The organism is Paracoccus endophyticus, from assembly GCF_003286075.1.
Taxonomy (GTDB): Bacteria; Pseudomonadota; Alphaproteobacteria; order Rhodobacterales; family Rhodobacteraceae; genus Paracoccus; species Paracoccus endophyticus.
In genome coordinates, this window is sequence record NZ_QLUV01000005.1 from 166531 (window position 1) to 183328 (window position 16798).

At 71.6% G+C, this 16798-nt stretch carries 15 protein-coding genes and 1 pseudogene; 3 read left to right on the top strand and 13 right to left on the bottom strand.

What is annotated here, in order from left to right:
• Positions 1–58: 58 nt before the first annotated feature.
• The 3 genes from DPQ23_RS08450 to dapE are packed head-to-tail and all read right to left on the bottom strand — an operon-like array spanning position 59 to position 2114.
• A complete protein-coding gene (locus DPQ23_RS08450; RefSeq protein WP_240602581.1) occupies positions 59–553 on the bottom strand; it encodes a hypothetical protein in 495 nt (164 codons plus the stop codon).
• Entirely contained in the window at positions 544–981 is a 438-nt protein-coding gene (locus DPQ23_RS08455; protein ID WP_112874256.1) for a GNAT family N-acetyltransferase, read from the bottom strand. The genes DPQ23_RS08450 and DPQ23_RS08455 overlap by 10 nt, the downstream gene beginning before the upstream one ends.
• Positions 978–2114 (bottom strand): succinyl-diaminopimelate desuccinylase, encoded by a 1137-nt coding sequence (gene dapE / locus DPQ23_RS08460; protein WP_112874257.1) that lies wholly within the window; start codon positions 2112–2114, stop codon positions 978–980. Before dapE ends, DPQ23_RS08455 begins: the two co-directional genes overlap by 4 nt.
• 244 nt (positions 2115–2358) lie before the next feature.
• Between dapE and DPQ23_RS08465 the strand changes: the two genes are divergently transcribed.
• Together DPQ23_RS08465 and DPQ23_RS08470 are read left to right on the top strand one after the other, a co-directional pair.
• Positions 2359–3993: an acyl-CoA dehydrogenase family protein gene (locus DPQ23_RS08465; protein ID WP_112874258.1), complete on the top strand. Its 1635-nt coding sequence runs from the start codon at positions 2359–2361 to the stop codon at positions 3991–3993.
• Positions 3994–4147: 154 nt separating this feature from the next.
• Positions 4148–4573 (top strand): META domain-containing protein, encoded by a 426-nt coding sequence (locus DPQ23_RS08470; RefSeq protein WP_112874259.1) that lies wholly within the window; start codon positions 4148–4150, stop codon positions 4571–4573.
• 301 nt (positions 4574–4874) lie between these two features.
• Here DPQ23_RS08470 and recO read toward each other — a convergent pair.
• Positions 4875–5582, bottom strand: a pseudogene (gene recO / locus DPQ23_RS08475) (DNA repair protein RecO); the annotation flags it as partial.
• A gap of 57 nt (positions 5583–5639) precedes the next feature.
• On the opposite strand from recO, the gene DPQ23_RS08480 reads away from it, so the two are divergent.
• Positions 5640–7424 (top strand): adenine deaminase, encoded by a 1785-nt coding sequence (locus tag DPQ23_RS08480; RefSeq protein WP_112874261.1) that lies wholly within the window; start codon positions 5640–5642, stop codon positions 7422–7424.
• 19 nt (positions 7425–7443) lie between these two features.
• Here DPQ23_RS08480 and DPQ23_RS08485 read toward each other — a convergent pair whose 3' ends face one another.
• From DPQ23_RS08485 to DPQ23_RS08525, 9 genes are all read right to left on the bottom strand, one after another.
• The gene (locus tag DPQ23_RS08485) at positions 7444–7869 is read right to left on the bottom strand and encodes a VOC family protein (protein ID WP_112874306.1); all 426 of its coding nucleotides are present in this window, start codon (positions 7867–7869) and stop codon (positions 7444–7446) included.
• A gap of 7 nt (positions 7870–7876) precedes the next feature.
• A complete protein-coding gene (recF, locus tag DPQ23_RS08490) occupies positions 7877–8956 on the bottom strand; it encodes a DNA replication/repair protein RecF (RefSeq protein ID WP_112874262.1) in 1080 nt (359 codons plus the stop codon).
• Positions 8953–10071 (bottom strand): DNA polymerase III subunit beta, encoded by a 1119-nt coding sequence (dnaN, locus tag DPQ23_RS08495; protein ID WP_112874263.1) that lies wholly within the window; start codon positions 10069–10071, stop codon positions 8953–8955. Before dnaN ends, recF begins: the two co-directional genes overlap by 4 nt.
• 88 nt (positions 10072–10159) lie before the next feature.
• Complete coding sequence (gene dnaA, locus DPQ23_RS08500; RefSeq protein WP_112874264.1) at positions 10160–11518, bottom strand: chromosomal replication initiator protein DnaA; 1359 nt, start codon at positions 11516–11518, stop codon at positions 10160–10162.
• Positions 11519–12005: 487 nt separating this feature from the next.
• Entirely contained in the window at positions 12006–12275 is a 270-nt protein-coding gene (gene rpsT, locus DPQ23_RS08505; protein WP_112874265.1) for a 30S ribosomal protein S20, read from the bottom strand.
• 294 nt (positions 12276–12569) lie between these two features.
• The gene (locus DPQ23_RS08510; RefSeq protein ID WP_162630692.1) at positions 12570–13817 is read right to left on the bottom strand and encodes an SPOR domain-containing protein; all 1248 of its coding nucleotides are present in this window, start codon (positions 13815–13817) and stop codon (positions 12570–12572) included.
• 49 nt (positions 13818–13866) lie between these two features.
• Complete coding sequence (gene upp, locus DPQ23_RS08515; protein ID WP_112874267.1) at positions 13867–14499, bottom strand: uracil phosphoribosyltransferase; 633 nt, start codon at positions 14497–14499, stop codon at positions 13867–13869.
• Positions 14500–14523: 24 nt separating this feature from the next.
• Positions 14524–15507, bottom strand: a complete 984-nt coding sequence (locus DPQ23_RS08520; protein WP_112874268.1) for an adenosine deaminase — start codon at positions 15505–15507, stop codon at positions 14524–14526.
• Positions 15504–16718: a phosphopentomutase gene (locus tag DPQ23_RS08525; protein WP_112874269.1), complete on the bottom strand. Its 1215-nt coding sequence runs from the start codon at positions 16716–16718 to the stop codon at positions 15504–15506. Before DPQ23_RS08525 ends, DPQ23_RS08520 begins: the two co-directional genes overlap by 4 nt.
• Between the last annotated feature and the right edge of the window lie 80 nt (positions 16719–16798).

Here is a 16798-nt window from a genome sequence, read left to right on the forward strand (position 1 = left end):
CCTGCCCGGATCGCAGCCAGTCGGACCGGAACGGCCGCGGCATCCGCCGCGGCCGTTCTTACGTCCGCCGCCAGACCGTCGCCACGGTGGCGCGGCCTGCCAGCGCCGCCGCGGCACGGCCCAGGTCGAACCCCGGCAGCGCGGCAAAGGCATCGGCCAGGGCGGCCGCGCCCGCGGCCTCGACCGGGATCAGCAGCGCCTGCCCCGCGCCCTTCAGCCGCCAATGGGCGTGGCCGTCCAGCCGCAGCAGCCTGATTTCCGTCACATCGCGCAGGGCGATCTCGCCCCCCAGCGCGCGGGCGGCGTAATAGCGCACGGCCCCCTCCTCGACCTCGACCAGCCCCGGCGCGGCGATGGCCTGCTGAAAGCGGCGACGGCGCCACGCGCCCAGGCCCCACACCGCCGCGACGGCCGCGACCGCGACCCCCAGCGGCTGGAACACTAGCCCGCCCAGCGAAAACAGCCAGACCCCCGCCGCCGCGGTCAGCCCGGCGGCGATCACCTCGCGCCAGGGGCGGACGCGCTGGACCAGTTCGGGGCGGATCAGGGCCACAGCGGCCGCGACATCATGCGATGCGGGATGCCCGCGTCGTCAAAGACCGGACCCTCGGCGACAAAGCCCAGTCGCTCATAGAACCCCAGCGCGTGCGTCTGCGCCCCCAGCCGGGCGGTGGTCACGCCGGGGATGCGGCGCAGCTCGTCCAGCGCCGCGTGCATCAGCGCCGCGCCAAGGCCGGTGCCGCGCGCCTCGGGCAGAACCGCCACCCGCCCGATCTTGCCCACGGCGCCGTCGATCAGCAGCCGCGCGCAGCCGACCGGCCGCCCGTCCACCACCGCCAGCAGGTGGATGGCCGCGTCGTCCAGCCCGTCGATCTCCAGCGCCTCGGGGACGGCCTGTTCGCGGATGAACACCGCGCGGCGGATCGCGTGACAGGCGGCCAGGTCGTCGCTGGGCGCGATCCGGGTGGCGGGCGCGGTCATGCGAAATACCGTTGCAGGATGGCCTGGTAGATGTCTTTCAACGCGCGGACCTGATCGACGGGGACCCGTTCGTCCACCTGGTGCATGAACGCGCCGACCAGGCCGAATTCCAGCACCGGGCAGTGATCCTTGACAAAGCGCGCGTCCGACGTGCCGCCCGAGGTGGACAGCGCCGGCACACGCCCCGTCCGCTCGGCCACCACATCCGCGACCAGATCCACGAAGGGCCCCGGTTGCGTCAGGAAGCTTTCGCCCGAGATATCGACCTGCACCCCCATCCCCACGCCAGTGGCCAGTTCCACCGCCGCCGCCCGCTCGCGCAGCATCGCGGTCAGGCTGGCGCCGGAATGGGCGTCGTTGAAGCGGATGTTCGCGGTGGCCGTCGCGCGCTGGGGGATGACGTTGGACGCCGGGTTGCCGCAGTCGATCGTCGTGACCTGCACCCCCGAGGCGTCGAAATGCGCCGTTCCCGCGTCCAGCGGCCGCGCGGTCAGGTCGCCCAGCAGCGCGACCAGCGCGTGCAGCGGATTGCGCGCCTGGTCGGGATAGGCCGCGTGGCCCTGCACCCCCGTCGCGGTCAGCCGCGCGGTCAGGCTGCCGCGGCGGCCGATCTTGATCATCTCGCCCAGGACCGAGGGGTTGGACGGCTCTCCCACCAGGCAGACGTCCATGCGCTCGCCGGTCGCGGCCATCCAGTCCAGGATCGCCACGGTGCCGTCTTTCGACGGCCCTTCCTCGTCGCCCGTGATGGTCAGGATCACGGCGCCATCGGGCGGGGTTTCGGTGACGAAGTCCACCGCCGCCGCGACAAAGGCCGCGACGCCCGATTTCATGTCGGTCGCGCCGCGCCCCCAGATCAGGCCATCCGCGACCAGCCCGGAAAAGGGCGGATGCGTCCAGCGGGCCGGATCGCCGGGGGGCACGACATCGGTGTGCCCGTTGAACCCGAAGCTGCGCGCACCCTTGTCGCCCCAGCGGGCGAACAGGTTGGACGTGCCGTTCCGATCGACGCGCGTGCAGACAAAGCCCGCGGATTCCAGAAGCGCGGCGATCAGCGACAGCGCGCCCCCCTCGTCGGGGGTGACAGAGGGGCAGCGGATCAGTCGGGCGGTCAGGTCGGCGGCGTCGGTCATCGGGTTCCATCCAAGGCGCGCGGGGTGCGGTGATCGGGGATCAGCGCCCGCCGGACCCTGCACCAGCCTGGGCAGGCACCGCAAGGCGGCGAAGGACCGGCCCCCGCCCTGCCGCCCCCTGCCTTGGCGCACCCCCACGCCGCGCAAGGAAGATGCGTGGCCGGTTACGCCCGCGCAGCATAGTTGCGCTGCACCTGCGAAAGGGGTATGGCCGGTTCAACACCTTGACCACAGGGATTTCCCCATGCTCGACACCCGCGACGCGACCCTGACCCTGTCCGCTGCCCAGGACATCCTGCCGGAACTGAACGCCCTGCTGGGTCGCGCAACCGATGCGCTGCGCGCGCGCGTGACCGTCGGCGGCAAGATCGACGCCAGCGCGCTGGAGGTCGAGCAGCACGCCGCCCACGCGCTGTCCTGGATGGCGACCTATGTCGAATCGCTGGTGCAACTGTCCGCCTGGGCCGACCGGCTGGGCCCGTCGATGGGCGAGATGGAACGGCTGATCCTGACCATCGGCTTTGGCGAATACCTGACGCAGCTGGCTGGCGGCATCCCGATGAGCCAGACCGAATTCGCCCGCCTGTCCGACCTTGACCTGGACTGGCAGCCGTCGGACGCCGCGCGCGCCGCGATGGGCGGCAACACCCCCGCCGCCCGCGCCCGGCTGGCGGCGCTGATGCAGGACACCCAGGGACGCGCGACCTTTGGCGCGACGGGGCTGGACGAGGATCTGGAGATGATCCGCGACCAGTTCCGCCGCTATGCCGACGACCGGGTGATCCCCAATGCCCATGGCTGGCACCTCAAGGACGAGCTGATCCCGATCGAGATCATCCACGAGCTGGCCGAGCTGGGCGTCTTTGGCCTGACCATCCCGGAAGAATTCGGCGGGCTTGGCCTGTCCAAGGCCAGCATGGTCGTCGTCAGCGAGGAACTGTCGCGCGGCTATATCGGCGTGGGTTCCCTGGCCACCCGGTCCGAGATCGCGGCCGAGCTGATCCTGTGCGGCGGCACGCCCGAGCAGAAGGCGCAGTGGCTGCCCAGGATCGCCAGCGGAGAGATCCTGCCGACCGCGGTGTTCACCGAGCCCAACACCGGCAGCGACCTGGGCAGCCTGCGGACACGTGCCGTTCAGACGGCGGACGGGTGGGAGATCACCGGCAACAAGACCTGGATCACCCACGCCGCGCGCACCCATGTGATGACGCTGCTGGCGCGCACCGACCCCGACACGACCGACTGGCGCGGCCTGTCGATGTTCCTGGCCGAAAAAACTCCGGGCACGGACGAGAACCCCTTCCCCACCCCGGGCATGACCGGCGGCGAGATCGAGGTGCTGGGCTATCGCGGCATGAAGGAATACGAGCTTGGCTTCGACGGCTTCAAGGTCGCGGCCGACAACCTGCTGGGCGGGCAGCCCGGACAGGGCTTCAAGCAGCTGATGCAGACCTTTGAATCCGCCCGCATCCAGACCGCCGCCCGCGCCGTCGGCGTCGCGCAGTCGGCGCTGGAGATCGGGATGCAGTATGCGCTGGACCGCAAGCAGTTCGGCAAGGCGCTGATCGCGTTCCCGCGCGTCGCCGACAAGCTGGCGATGATGGCCGTCGAGATCATGATCGCGCGGCAGCTGACCTATCATTCCGCGTGGCAGAAGGATCACGACAAACGCTGCGACCTCGAGGCGGGGATGGCGAAGCTGCTGGGCGCGCGGGTGGCCTGGGCCGCGGCCGACAACGCGCTGCAGATCCACGGCGGCAACGGATTCGCGCTGGAATACGCGATCAGCCGCGTCCTGTGCGACGCCCGAATCCTGAACATCTTCGAGGGCGCGGCCGAGATTCAGGCGCAGGTCATCGCCCGCCGCCTGCTGGGCTGACGGCCGCGGCGGCGTGGCCCTGCGGCGCGCAGGTGTGCTTTGCACATCGCGGCGTGCCATAAAGGTCGCGGCCGGCGCAGCCGCGGGTTGCCGAAAGACCGCTTTGGTGGCATTGCGAATAGGCCATCATCCTGTTTCCTTGGGGGATTTCCGCATGTCCACTGTCTTTCGGCTGACCGCCGCCGCCGCCGCCCTTGCGGCGCTGGCCGCGTGCGAACCCACGGCCTCCACGTCGGCCGGGGCCGGCACGGGATTCGAGGGGGGCATCCCCCTGGGCACCTATACGCTGGTCGGCTTCGGAAAAGAGGCTGTCCCGACCCGCGACGGACGGCTGCGGCTGACCCAGGGCGGCGGTTTTTCGGGCAACGGCCCCTGCAACACCTTCACCGGCCGGAACGCGGCCCCGCTTCCGGCCTTTCGCGTGGCGGTGATGAACTGGACCGACAATCCCTGCGGCCACAAGGGGTTCGAGGGGCGGTTCTTCCAGGCCCTGACCCAGGCGCAAGAGGCGCGCTGGGAAGGCGGGGTGCTGAAGATCATCGGCCCCACCTACATGACGCTGGAACGCACGGGCAACTGATCCCGGATCAGGGGGCGCGGCCCGGCAGGGGCCCCGGTCCGCCCCCTGCGCTGCCGCGTTCATCCGGTCTGCCGGGCACCGCCGGGGCCTCGCTGCTGTCCGCCCCCTTGCGCCCGCGCGCCGCATTGCCGCCGTCCCGGGCGGTCCCCTGATCGGGCAAGCCCCCGCCCTGTCCCTCTGGATTGCTGCCCTGCGTGGTCCCCCTGTCCCCGGCGGCCGTGTCGCCGGTCGCCGGTTCCCTGCCCTGCGGGACGCCGCCGGTCTCCGCAGGCGCCTCCCCTGTCCCCGATCTTTGCGGCGATGCCGGTGCCAGGCGTGCCACCAGACGCCTGCGGGCGGCGGGCAAGGGACGCCCGGCCTGCCCCTCGGCCAGGCGCGCCGACAGGAAATGCCCCGTCAGGGCCAGCGCCTCGGCCATCCCGCCGCCCTGCCCCCCCAGCAGGCCGGGCAGGGGCAGCAGGCGCGGCGCCCACGCGCCCGCCGCGGCGGCCGTGACGGCGTGACCCGTGCGGGGGCTGACATAGGCCAGCCCGGTGCGCGCGTCCGTGACGGCGCAGCGGTCCAGCGCAAGGCCGAACCCCAGTTCCTCCAGCAACAGCATCTCCCATCGCAGATAGGCGTCGGCCCAGGGCGCGCCCGCATCCATCGCGTCCAGCAGCGCCTCGGTCGCGTCGGCCAGGCGCGGGTGCGGGTCGCGGTCCGGCAGCGCATAGGCGATCAGCGCAGTCACCGCGTTCAGCCCCGCCAGCGCATCCGCGTCGGCCATCAGGCCCGGCCGCGCGCGCAGCGGCTCGACCGCGAACGTGCCCAGCTGGTCGTCGCGCCGCGCGCGCCAGTGCAGCGACAGCCGCCCCCCCGGCTGCATCAGCGCCGCGCGCCGCGCGCTGGCCCCGCCCGGCACGACCCCGCTCAGCAGGCCCGCGTCGCGCGCGAACACGGTCAGGATCACGGCATGCTCGCCATGCCGGCGATGCGTGATCGCGGTCGCCTCACCCTGCCAGTCCATCATGCCTTCCTTTCGCCGCCACGCTGCCGCAATCCTTGTCCGCACAACAGGGGACATCACATGCTGAAACCGTGGATCGAGGCGCAGGCAAGGCTGGTCGAGGTCGCCGCCGGCCGCGCGCCTGCCGATCTGGTCATACGCGGGGGCCAGTGGGTCAACGTCCACAGCCGCGAGATCCTGCCCGGCCACGACATCGCCATCGCCGACGGGCGGGTGGCCTGCGTGCTGCCCGATGCCGGGGCCAACATCGGCCCCGGCACGCAGGTGATCGAGGCTGCGGGGCGGTTCATGCTGCCGGGGCTGATCGACGCGCACATGCACGTCGAATCGGGCATGCTGACCCCCGCGGGCTTTGCCGCCGCCGTCATCCCGCACGGCACGACCACGATCCTGCACGACCCGCACGAGATCGCCAACGTGCTGGGGCTGGAGGGCGTGCGCCTGATGCGCGACGAAAGCCTGATCCAGCCGATCACCATGCTGACCCAGATGCCAAGCTGCGCGCCCTCGGCCCCCGGCCTCGAGACGACGGGCCACCCCATCACCGCCGGAGAGGTCGCCCAGGCGATGGGCTGGGACGGCATCGTCGGCCTGGGCGAGATGATGAACTTTCCGGCCGTGGCCGCGGGCGATCCCGCGATGCTGTCCGAAATCGCGGCGACCCGCGCGGCGGGAAAGGTGGTGGGCGGACATTACGCCAGCCCCGACCTGGGGCGGCCCTTTGCCGCCTATGTGGCGGGCGGCGCGGCCGACGATCACGAAACCACTGCCGAGGCGCAGGCCGTCGCCCGCGTCCGGCAGGGGATGGGCGCCATGCTGCGGCTGGGATCGGCCTGGCACGACGTTCAGGCGCAGATCACGGCCATCACGCAGCGGGGGCTGGACCCCGCGGGGTTCATGCTGTGCACCGACGACTGCCACGCAGGAACGCTGGTGGACGACGGGCACATGGACCGGGTGGTGCGCCATGCCGTGGCCTGCGGCTGCGACCCCTTGGTCGCGATCCAGATGGCCACGATCAACACCGCGCGCCATTTCGGCCTTGAACGGGACCTCGGCTCGATCACGCCGGGACGCAGGGCGGACGTGATCCTGACCTCGGACCTGACCGCCCTGCCGATCGAGGCCGTGGTCGCGCAGGGGCGGCTGGTGGCCGAGGGGGGGCGGCTGCTGGTGGGCTGCCCGCGGATCGACTGGCCGGCCGCAACGCGCGCCACCGTCCGGCTGGGCCGCGCGCTGAGGCCGGGCGACTTCCGCGTGCCCGCCAGGGGCCAGCGCGCGACGGTCCGCGTCATCGGCGTGGTCGAGAACCAGGCGCCCACCCGCGCGCTGACCGCCGACCTGCCGGTGGTGGACGGCGCGGTGCAGCCTGCGGGCGACATCGCCCGCATCGCGCTGGTCGAACGGCACCGCGGCACGGGCGGCGTCGTCAACGGCTTCGTGTCGGGGTTCGGCTATCGCGGGCGCATGGCCGTCGCCTCGACCGTGGCGCACGACAGCCACCACATGATCGTCGTGGGCACCTGCGAAGGCAGCATGGCGCGGGCGACCGCGCGGCTGGCGGATCTGGGCGGCGGCATCGCCGTCTTTCGCGACGGGGCCGAGCTGGCCTATGTCGCGCTGCCCATCGCCGGGCTGGTGTCCGACGCCCCCGCGGCCGAGGTCGCGGCGGCCGCCCGCGCCGTGGGCGAGGCGATCCGCGCCTGCGGCTGCACGATGAACAACGCCGTGATGCAGCACGTCCTGCTGGCGCTGGTGGTGATCCCCGAGCTGCGGATGTCCGATCTGGGGCTGGTCGATGTGACCCGGTTCGAACTTTGCGACGTGGTGGTGGCGGCGGACTAGCGGCCCCGGGCGGCAGGGATCAGGGCAGCGTTAGGGTGCCATCCGCAGCCAGCGGCCAGAACGGGTTGTGGGCGATTTCCCAGACATGGCCGTCGGGGTCGGCGACATAGCCGGAATAGCCGCCCCAGAAGACCTGCCCGGGGCGCTTGAGCGGCGTTGCGCCTGCCTCGACGGCAGCCTGCCAGACGGCATCGGTGTCCGCCCGGTCCGCGCAGTTCTGCGCCAGCGTCATCGCCCCTGTGCCCAGCGCCGCGCCAGGGCGGCCCTGATCGGCGGCAAGGTCATGCAAGGGAAACAGCGCCAGCGCCGCCCCCTGCATCTGATAGAACACCACCCCTTCGGCCGGGCCCGGATGCGGGGTCCAGCCCCAGGCGGCATAAAAGGCGCGGGCGCGGTCCAGATCGGCCACGCCCAGGGTGATCAGCGTCACGCGCTGCCGCGGCAGGCTCATGTCAGTCCTCCGTCACGGCCCTCGAGGCGCCGTCCTCGCGCCGAACCTCGACGAAGCGGGCGCGGCCGTCCAGCGTGTCGAACAAGTCGCGTCCGGTTCCGGTCATGAACACCTGGGCAGGCAGGGCCGTGATCTCGTCATGCAGCGCCCGCCGGCGGTCGGCATCCAGATGCGCGGCCACCTCGTCCAGCAGCAGGATCGGACGGTCGTCCGCCAGCGCCCGCGCGTTGGCCAGCATCAGCGACAGCAGCAGCGCCTTTTGTTCTCCGGTCGATGACAGCGCGGCCGGCATGTCCTGGGGGCCCCAGCTTGCGCCCAGATCGGCCCGGTGCGGGCCGGTCAGGCTGCGCCCGGCCGCCATGTCGCGGCCGCGCGTGGCCGCCAGCCTGCGCGCGATGCTGTCGGCGTCGGGATCGTCGGCGCTGCCCTCGCCCGGCAGCAGGACCAGCCGCGCGGCGGGAAAGGCGGTTTCCGCCCCCGCCTGCGCCGCCATGATCCGCGCGATCGCCTGCTGGCGGCTGCGGGTGATGGCCGCCCCCGCCTGCGCCATCTGCGATTCCAGCGCGTGATACCAGCGCGCGTCGCCCACCTGGTCGCGCAGCAGCCGGTTGCGTTCGCGCATCGCCTTGTCATAGGCCAGCGCGTCGTCGGCATGCCCCGGCACAAAGCTGAGCGTGACGCGGTCCAGGAACCTGCGGCGGGTGTCGGGCGCATCGGTCCACAGCCGGTCCATCGCGGGCGTCAGCCAGATCAGCCGCGCCAGACGCCCCAGCGCGACCTGCGGCACCGGCTTGTCGTCGATGGTGACGCTGCGTGTCTCGCCGGGCGGCGCCGCGGTTTCCACGTCATGGCGTCCCAGCCTGGCCCGGATGCGCCAGCCGGCATCCGGTCCCTGCCGCGCCTGCTCGGCCGGGCTTGCCCCGCGCAGGCCGCGACCGGGCGACAGCAGCGACAGCGCCTCCAGGATGTTGGTCTTGCCGGCCCCGTTGGGGCCGAAGATCGCCAGCGGCCGCGCGTCCAGATCCAGGTCCAGCCGCGGCCAGGACCGGAACTGCGCCAGCGACAGATGGTCGAGCGTCACACCCGCATCGGCATCACGACATAGACCGCGCTGTCGTCGCCGCCCTCGCGGATCAGCGCGGCGTCGCCCGATCCGTTGAACAGGAAGACCGCGTTCTCGCGGTCGATCTGCTGGGCGATTTCCTGCAGGTACTTGGCGTTGAACCCGATTTCCAGCGGATCGTCGGCATAGGCCACGGCCAGTTCCTCGTCGGCGGCGCCCGCGTCGGGGGCGTTGACCGACAGGACCAGCCGATCCTCGTCCAGCGCCAGCTTGACCGCGCGCGAGCGTTCGGAACTGACCGTCGCCACCCGGTCCACCGCGCGGGCGAAGTCGCTGGCATCGACCTCCAGCTTGCGGGCGTTCCCCTTGGGGATCACGCGCGTATAGTCGGGGAAGGTGCCGTCGATGACCTTGGAGGTCAGGGTGATCGTGGGCGTGGCAAAGCGCACCTTGGTCTCGCTGACCGACACGGCGATCTGGATCTCGTCGTCGTCCAGCAGCTTCTTCAGCTCGGCCACGGTCTTGCGCGGCACGATCACGCCGGGCATCCCCGCCGCGCCGTCCGGCAGGGGCGCGTCGATGCGCGCCAGCCTATGGCCATCGGTCGCCACGCAGCGCAGCGTCGGGCCGCCCTCGCCCTCGGCCACGTGCAGATAGACGCCGTTCAGGTAATAGCGCGTCTCCTCGGTCGAGATGGCGAACTTGGACTTGTCGAACAGCCGGCGCAGCAACGGCGCGGGGGCCGCAAAGTTCGCCGTGTACTCGGTCGAGGCCATGACCGGGAAATCCTCGCGCGGCAGGGTCGCCAGGCTGAAGTTGGACCGCCCCGCCTGCACCGTAAGCCGCGCGGTCTCAGGGTCGGCGGCGATGGCGACCAGCGCGCCATCCGGCAGCTTGCGCGCGATCTCGTTCAGCAGCGCGGCGCTGACGGTGGTGGCGCCGGGACGCTCGACCATGGCGGTGGCGCGGTCGACCACCTCGGTGTCCAGGTCGGTCGCGCGAAAGCTGACGCCGTCGGGCCCGGCCTCGATCAGGACGTTGGACAGGATCGGGATGGTGTTGCGGCGCTCGACGACCGACTGGGCCTGCGCCACGGCCTTGACCAGCACCGCACGCTCGATGGAAAACTTCATGGCGTCCTGCCCCTTGCTGTCGTCGGATCGGCCGCTGACGCGGCGCGCTCAGTTTCGTTGTTTGATTGCGGCGGTCAAGCGCCCGTGATCACGCCTCCAGGGCGCGGCGCAGCAGGTCGATGTCCTCGGCCAGGCTGCGATCCTCGGACCGCAGCTCCTCGATGCGCTTGACGCCGTGCAGGATGGTCGTGTGGTCGCGACCGCCAAAGCGGCGACCGATCTCGGGCAGGCTGCGGCTGGTCATCTGCTTGGCCAGGTACATCGCGATCTGGCGGGGGCGGGCCAGGGTGCGGACCCGCTTGGGGCCGACCAGGTCCGACAGGCGGATGTTGTAATGCTCGGCCACCTTGCGCTGGATCTCCTCGACCGAGACCTTGCGGTCGGAGGCCCGCAGAATGTCGGCCAGGCATTCCTGCGTCATGTCCAGGTCGATCGGCCGGCCCATCAGGCTGGCGAAGGCGAACAGCCGCTGCAACGCCCCTTCCAGGACGCGCACGTTAGACGTGATGCGGTGGGCCAGGAACTCCAGCACGCCGGTGCCCAGGACCAGGCCCGGATAGATGGTGCGGAACTGCTCGGTCTTGGATTGCAGGATCGACAGGCGCAGCTCGTAGTCGGTGGGGTGCAGGTCCACGATCAGGCCGCAGCTGAGGCGGGACTTGATCCGTTCCTCAAGGTCCTTGATCTCGCCCGGCGCGCGGTCGGCCGAAATGACGATCTGCTTGCCCTGATCGACCAGCGCGTTGAAGGTGTGAAAGAATTCCTCCTGCGTGCTGTCCTTGCCGGCGATGAACTGGACGTCATCGACCATCAGCAGGTCCACCGTCCGGAACAGCTCCTTGAAGTCCATGACGGTGCGTTCGCGCAGCGCCTGGACAAAGCGGTACATGAACTGCTCGGCCGACAGATACAGGATGCGGGCCTGCGGGTCGCGGGCCTGACGGTCGCGCGCGATGGCGTGCATCAGGTGGGTCTTGCCCAGGCCCACCCCGCCATACAGAAACAGCGGGTTGAACGACACGGCCCCGCCCTCGGCCACGCGGCGCGCGGCGGCATGGGCCAGTTCGTTGGGCTTGCCGACCACGAAGTTGTCAAAGGTGAAGCGCGCGTCCAGGGGGGCGGTCATCTCGTCGTCGCCCCGCAGGGCCGGGCGCGGGGCCGCCGCCCGTGCCGCGGGCGCGGTCGCAGGCCCGGCCGGCCCGGCCGGCTGGGCCGCGACGGTAAAGCTGAGACGTTCGACGGGGGTGCCGTTGCGGTTCAGCACCTCAAGGATGGGGCGGCTGTAGTGGCGCGACACCCAGTCCGACAGGAAGTGGGTCGGACAGGACAGCGCCGCCGTGCCATCCTTGAGCCCGGTCAGTTCCAGGGGGGCGAGCCACCGGGTATAGTTGTTGCTGCCGACGAGCGTTTCCAGCTCGGCGCGCGCCTGGCCCCAGATGTTGTCCATGTGACGTCCCTTATGTCCCCGATCCCCGCCCGGCATGGCCGGCGGGACACTGCGGTTGGGCCGCGACGGGGTCAGGACAGCCGCATCCATCGTGCCGCAGACTGCGGCACGGGCGCGCCCGAACGGGCACGGACACGGATGGCGCTGGCGGACGACCCCGGTGGCAGCCGGTGCCGGTCCCGAGGACGGTGCGGCCCCCCGCATCCGTCCCAGATCACCCATCAGACGACCGCAGAGCCTGTCCCTGGGCGACGTTCCCCCATCGCGACGTGAATCGCATGGATAACGCTACCCCCTGCCCCCGGACGGCTGCAACCGAACTCTGTTGTTGACAGCGCAATTGCCGGAACGAATCTGGCGCAGTGTTGCAAAAATAAAAATCGTTTGAAAACAATGATTCCGGCATGAAGAAAGGGCGTGCGGATGGCACGCCCTTGCACAGTCGTCCGAAGGTCCGGGTGGTTCCGGGGCCGGTCGAAACCGGCCGTCAGGCCGCCGACAGCGCCTTGACCCGGGCCGCCAGGCGCGAAATCTTGCGGGCGGCCGTGTTCTTGTGGACGACGCCCTTGGTCACGCCGCGCATCAGCTCGGGCTGGGCGCTTTTCAGCGCCTCGGCCGCGACCTGCTGGTCGCCACCGGCCAGCGCCTCTTCGACCTTGCGCAGGAAGGTGCGGATGCGCGAGCGGCGGTTCTTGTTGACGGCAGTGCGGCGCTCGGTCTGGCGCGCGCGCTTCTTGGACTGGGGCGTGTTGGCCATGTCTGTGCGGTTCCGGTTTTGCGGTGTCTGAGAATCCTGAAGTCGGGCCTATAAGCCGCGCGGCGCCCGGAGTCAACCGGGACGCGCCCGGCCCTGCATCGGAACGCCGCCGCCGACCGGCGCATCGGCATCGCCGGGCGGGCTGTCGCCCCCGCCCGTGCTGGCGCACCGCAGCCCCGCGCTGCGGCAGGAACCCCACTGCATCCTGCCGGGCATCCCCCTGCCCGACAGGCTGCGCCCGCGTCCTGTCGTTCGCTTGCCCGAATGCGGCAGCAGAACGCGGGGGCATCGTCATCAGCGGGCATAGGCCCCGGGGTAGCCGGCCCGGTGAATTCGGTCGATGGCGCGCACGATCGACCGTCGCCCGTCGAAGGGACCCGCCATGATCGTCTGCACCGTCGTTCCGCGCCGCGTCTCGCGCGCCATCGAGACGGGCAAGCCCAGTCGCGCCACGACCTGTGCGGCGCGCGTGGCACTGCGCGCGTCCGCATAGGTCCCGATCTGCACGAACCGCGCGCCGGGCGGGATCACCCGGGATGGCGCACGGGATGTCGCACGGGCCTGCACCTGCCCCGTGCGCGCCGTCTTGGGGTCAGGTGCCGCGGCGTCCTGCCGGGCTTTCGCCCGCGCGGGCCTGGCCGCATCGGGGCGCCCGCCGACCGGCGCCGACGTCCTCGGCCCGGGCGCGGGCGAGGCCGGCCCCGTGCCGTCGACCCTGCCCCGCTGTCCGTCCGGCAGCCCGCCCGCCGCAGCCGCGATCCGAAGGATCGGCAGCGGCTCGGCCCCGCAGCGGCCCAGCGCCATCTGCTGGCCCAGCCGGACGCTGCGGGCCGCGCCCTCGGACGCGCCCAGAAGGCGACAGAGCGCCGTGGATGGTTCCGCCTGCGCCATGCCTGCCCGCACCGCAAGGCCTGCCTCCGCAGCCGCCGTCAGATCCGGCAGCCCCTTTCCCACCGCCGCCCCTGCGCGCGCGGGCTGCCCTGCGGCAGCAGCCTGCACGGGTCCGGCGGACGCGGCCGGCGCGGGCCGTTTCGCTTCGGGCGCCAGCAGTTCGCCCTCCTGCAGATTGCCGATGATGGTTTCCGACAGCACCCGCTCGATCCGCGCGACGCGCGGCTCGGCGGGCACGGACATCAGGGTCGCCGCGGCATCGGGCATGGTCCGGCGTGCCGACAGCGTCGGGGGATAGCCGCAGAGGACGGCGCCGTCCCTGCCCACGCGCGGCCGCCATTGACCCTGCAGGTTCAGGAACACGCAGCCTGCGCTGTCGATGTATTGCACCCCCGCAAAGCCGGGCGGCGGCGGCTCGGCGGGTCCGGGCCCGGCGCCGACCGCGTGGTTCGTCTCGGCCGGGTTTCGCACCCGCTCGGGCACCGGCGCCATCGGGGCAGCCGCCCCGGCCTCCGGCTTTCCCTGCGGGGTGGCGGCGGCCCCGCTTGCCAGCACAGGCAGGGCCAGCGCCGTCACCCAGATCCCCACCGCCCCGGCCACGAGGGCCAAGAACCCTGACACGCGCATGCCCGACCCCTCGATTCGGTCCACAATCGTCGTGTTCTAGGGCGAAAACCCTCAAGCAGCCGTTAAGGCGCGCCTATTTCGTGCCGAACATCCGATCGCCGGCGTCGCCCAGGCCGGGCACGATATAGCCGTGATCGTCCAGTCGCTCGTCCAGCGCGGCCGTCACCACCGGCACGTCGGGATGGGCCTGGCGCATCCGCTCGACCCCCTCGGGCGCCGCCAGCAGGCACAGGAAGCGCAGGTTCCGGGCCCCCTTCTGCTTGAGCAGGTCGATCGCCGCGACCGAGCTGTTGCCGGTCGCCAGCATCGGATCGACGACGATCACCATCCGGTCCTCCAGCTCGCCCGGCACCTTGCTGTAATACTGCACCGGCTGCAGCGTCTCGGGGTCGCGGTACAGCCCGATGAAGCCGACGCGCGCGGCCGGGATCAGTTCCAGAATCCCGTCCAGCAGCCCGTTCCCGGCCCGCAGGATCGAGATCAGCGCCAGCTTCTTGCCCTCCAGCGTGGGGGCCTGCATGGGGCACAGCGGCGTCTCGATCCGCATGGTGGTCAGGTCCAGCTCACGCGTGATCTCGTAGGCGAGCAGCAGGCTGATCTCGCGCAACAGACGGCGAAAGCCTGCGGTCGACGTGGTCTTGTCGCGCATCAGCGTCAGCTTGTGCTGGACCAGCGGATGACTGACGACGGTCAGATGTGGGGTCATGGGGGCCTCTTTCCTGCGGATCAGTCATGCACCATCGGCGCGGGCCAGCAAGCCGGCCAGCCGGGTCCGGGTCGCCGCGTCGCAGAAGGCGGCCTCGGCTGCCCACAGGTTCATGCGGGTGAAGTCGGCCTCGGTCCAGCCGAAGGCATCGGCCAGCCGCTCGTATTCCTGCGCCAGCGTGGTGCCGAAAAAGGGCGGATCGTCGCGCGAGATGGTGACGCGGACCCCGGCATCGACCAGCCGGGCGATGGGATGGCGGGCAACGTCGGGGTAAAGCCCCAATGCGATGTTCGACCCCGGACAGACCTCCAGCGTGATGGCGCGTTCGGCCAGGTCGCGCACCAGGCCTGCGTCCTCGATGGCGCGCACGCCATGGCCGATGCGGGTCACGCCCAGCGCCAGCGCGTCGCGGACCGACTGCGGCCCGGCCCATTCGCCGGCGTGGCACGTCAGACCCAGCCCCGCCTCGCGCGCGCAATCGAACGACCAGGCGAAATCCTGCGGGCGGCCCACCGTCTCGGCGCCCGCAAGGCCCAGGCCCGCGACCCAGCCCCCGGCGGTTTCCGCCGCGCACAGGGCGCTGCGCCGCGCGCGGTCCGGGCCGAAATGGCGGATGGGCGTCACGATGGCGCGGCTGTCGATGCCCTGCGCGGCCATGGCCGCCGCGGTTTCCGTCAGTGCGGCCACATGGTCGCGCCACGCCGGCAGGTCGCCGCCGCCGCAGAACTCGGGCGAGACGAACAGCTCGACATAGACCGCGCCCTGCTCGGCGCAGTCGGCCAGAACAAGCTCCAGCAGGCGGGCATAGTCGCGCGGGCCGCGGATCACCGCGGTCGCGGCCTCGTAGACCCGCAGAAAATCCCTGAACCCGGACCAGCGATAGCCGCCGTCCTCGGCAAAGATCGCCGGCGGGTCCACGCGGCGTTCGGCCGCAAGCCCGCGGATGAAGCCGGGCGGGGCCGCGCCCTCGAGATGCAGGTGCAGTTCGATCTTGGGAATGGGTTTCATGCGCTTGCGGGATCAAAGGTGGTGGCTATGGGCAGGACGCTTTTGCCGTGGGCGGGTCCGGGCACGCCCAGGTGCGCGCAGACACTGGCGCCGACATCGGCAAAGGCCACCAGGCCGATGGGCTGCAACCCCAGGCCCCAGCCCAGCACCGGCACGCGTTCGCGCGTGTGGTCTGTGCCCGGCCAGCTGGGATCGTTGCCGTGGTCGGCGGTAAAGATCGCGAGGTCCCCGGGCCGCAGCCGCGCCAGGAACCGCCCCGCGACCGTGTCGAACCATTCGAGGGCGTCGGCGTAGCCCGCCACATCCCGGCGGTGGCCGTACAGGCTGTCGAACTCGACAAAGTTGGCCATGGTCAGGCTGCCCGGCTGCGCCTCGTCGGCCAGCCGGACCAGATGCCCGGCCAGTTCTGCATCCGACCGGCCCTTGTGCAGATGCGCGATGCCGCGATGGCTGAAGATGTCGCCGATCTTGCCGATGGCATGAGTGGCCCGGCCGGCGCGGGCCGCAAGGTCCAGGATCGTGTCGCCGGGCGGCGGGATGGCAAAGTCGCGGCGGTTCGGGGTGCGGGTGAACTGCCCCTCGGCCCCGTCGAACGGGCGGGCGATCACGCGGCCGACCCGCATGGCGTGCACGGTGGGTGCAATCGCCTGGCACAGGTCGAGCAGCCGTTGCAGGCCGAAGCGGCCCTCGTGCGCGGCAATCTGCAGCACGCTGTCGGCAGAGGTGTAGCAGATCGGCCAGCCGGTCCGCAGATGCTCGCCCCCCAGCGCATCGACGATCGCGGTGCCGGGGGCATGACAGTTGCCCAGAATGCCCTGCGTGCCCGCCAGCCGGCAGATCTCGGCCGTCAGGTCAGGGGGAAAGGCGGGGCAGGTGTCGGGAAAGACGCGCCAGTCCCAAGGCACGGGAACGCCCGCAAGCTCCCAATGGCCGGACGGGGTGTCCTTGCCGGGCGAGACCTCGGTGGCCGCCCCCCACAGCCCCTGCGGGGTCGCGCCAAGGCCGGGGGCGTCGGCCCCGCTGGCCAGCCGGACGGCCGCACCCAGCCCCAGCGCGTCCAGATGCGGCATCCGCAGCGGCCGGGCGGCGGCGATGTGGCCCACGGTGTTGGCGCCGCTGTCGGGCAGCGTGCCGTTGAAGAACCGATCCGCATCCGGCGCGCCGCCGATGCCGACCGAGTCCATGACGATCAGGAACGCCCGGCGGGTCATGCGGCACGCCCCGGCAACGCCGATACGCCGCCTTGCAACGGCGCGGACGGGGCCACCGCCCGGGGATCGGGCCTGTCCCG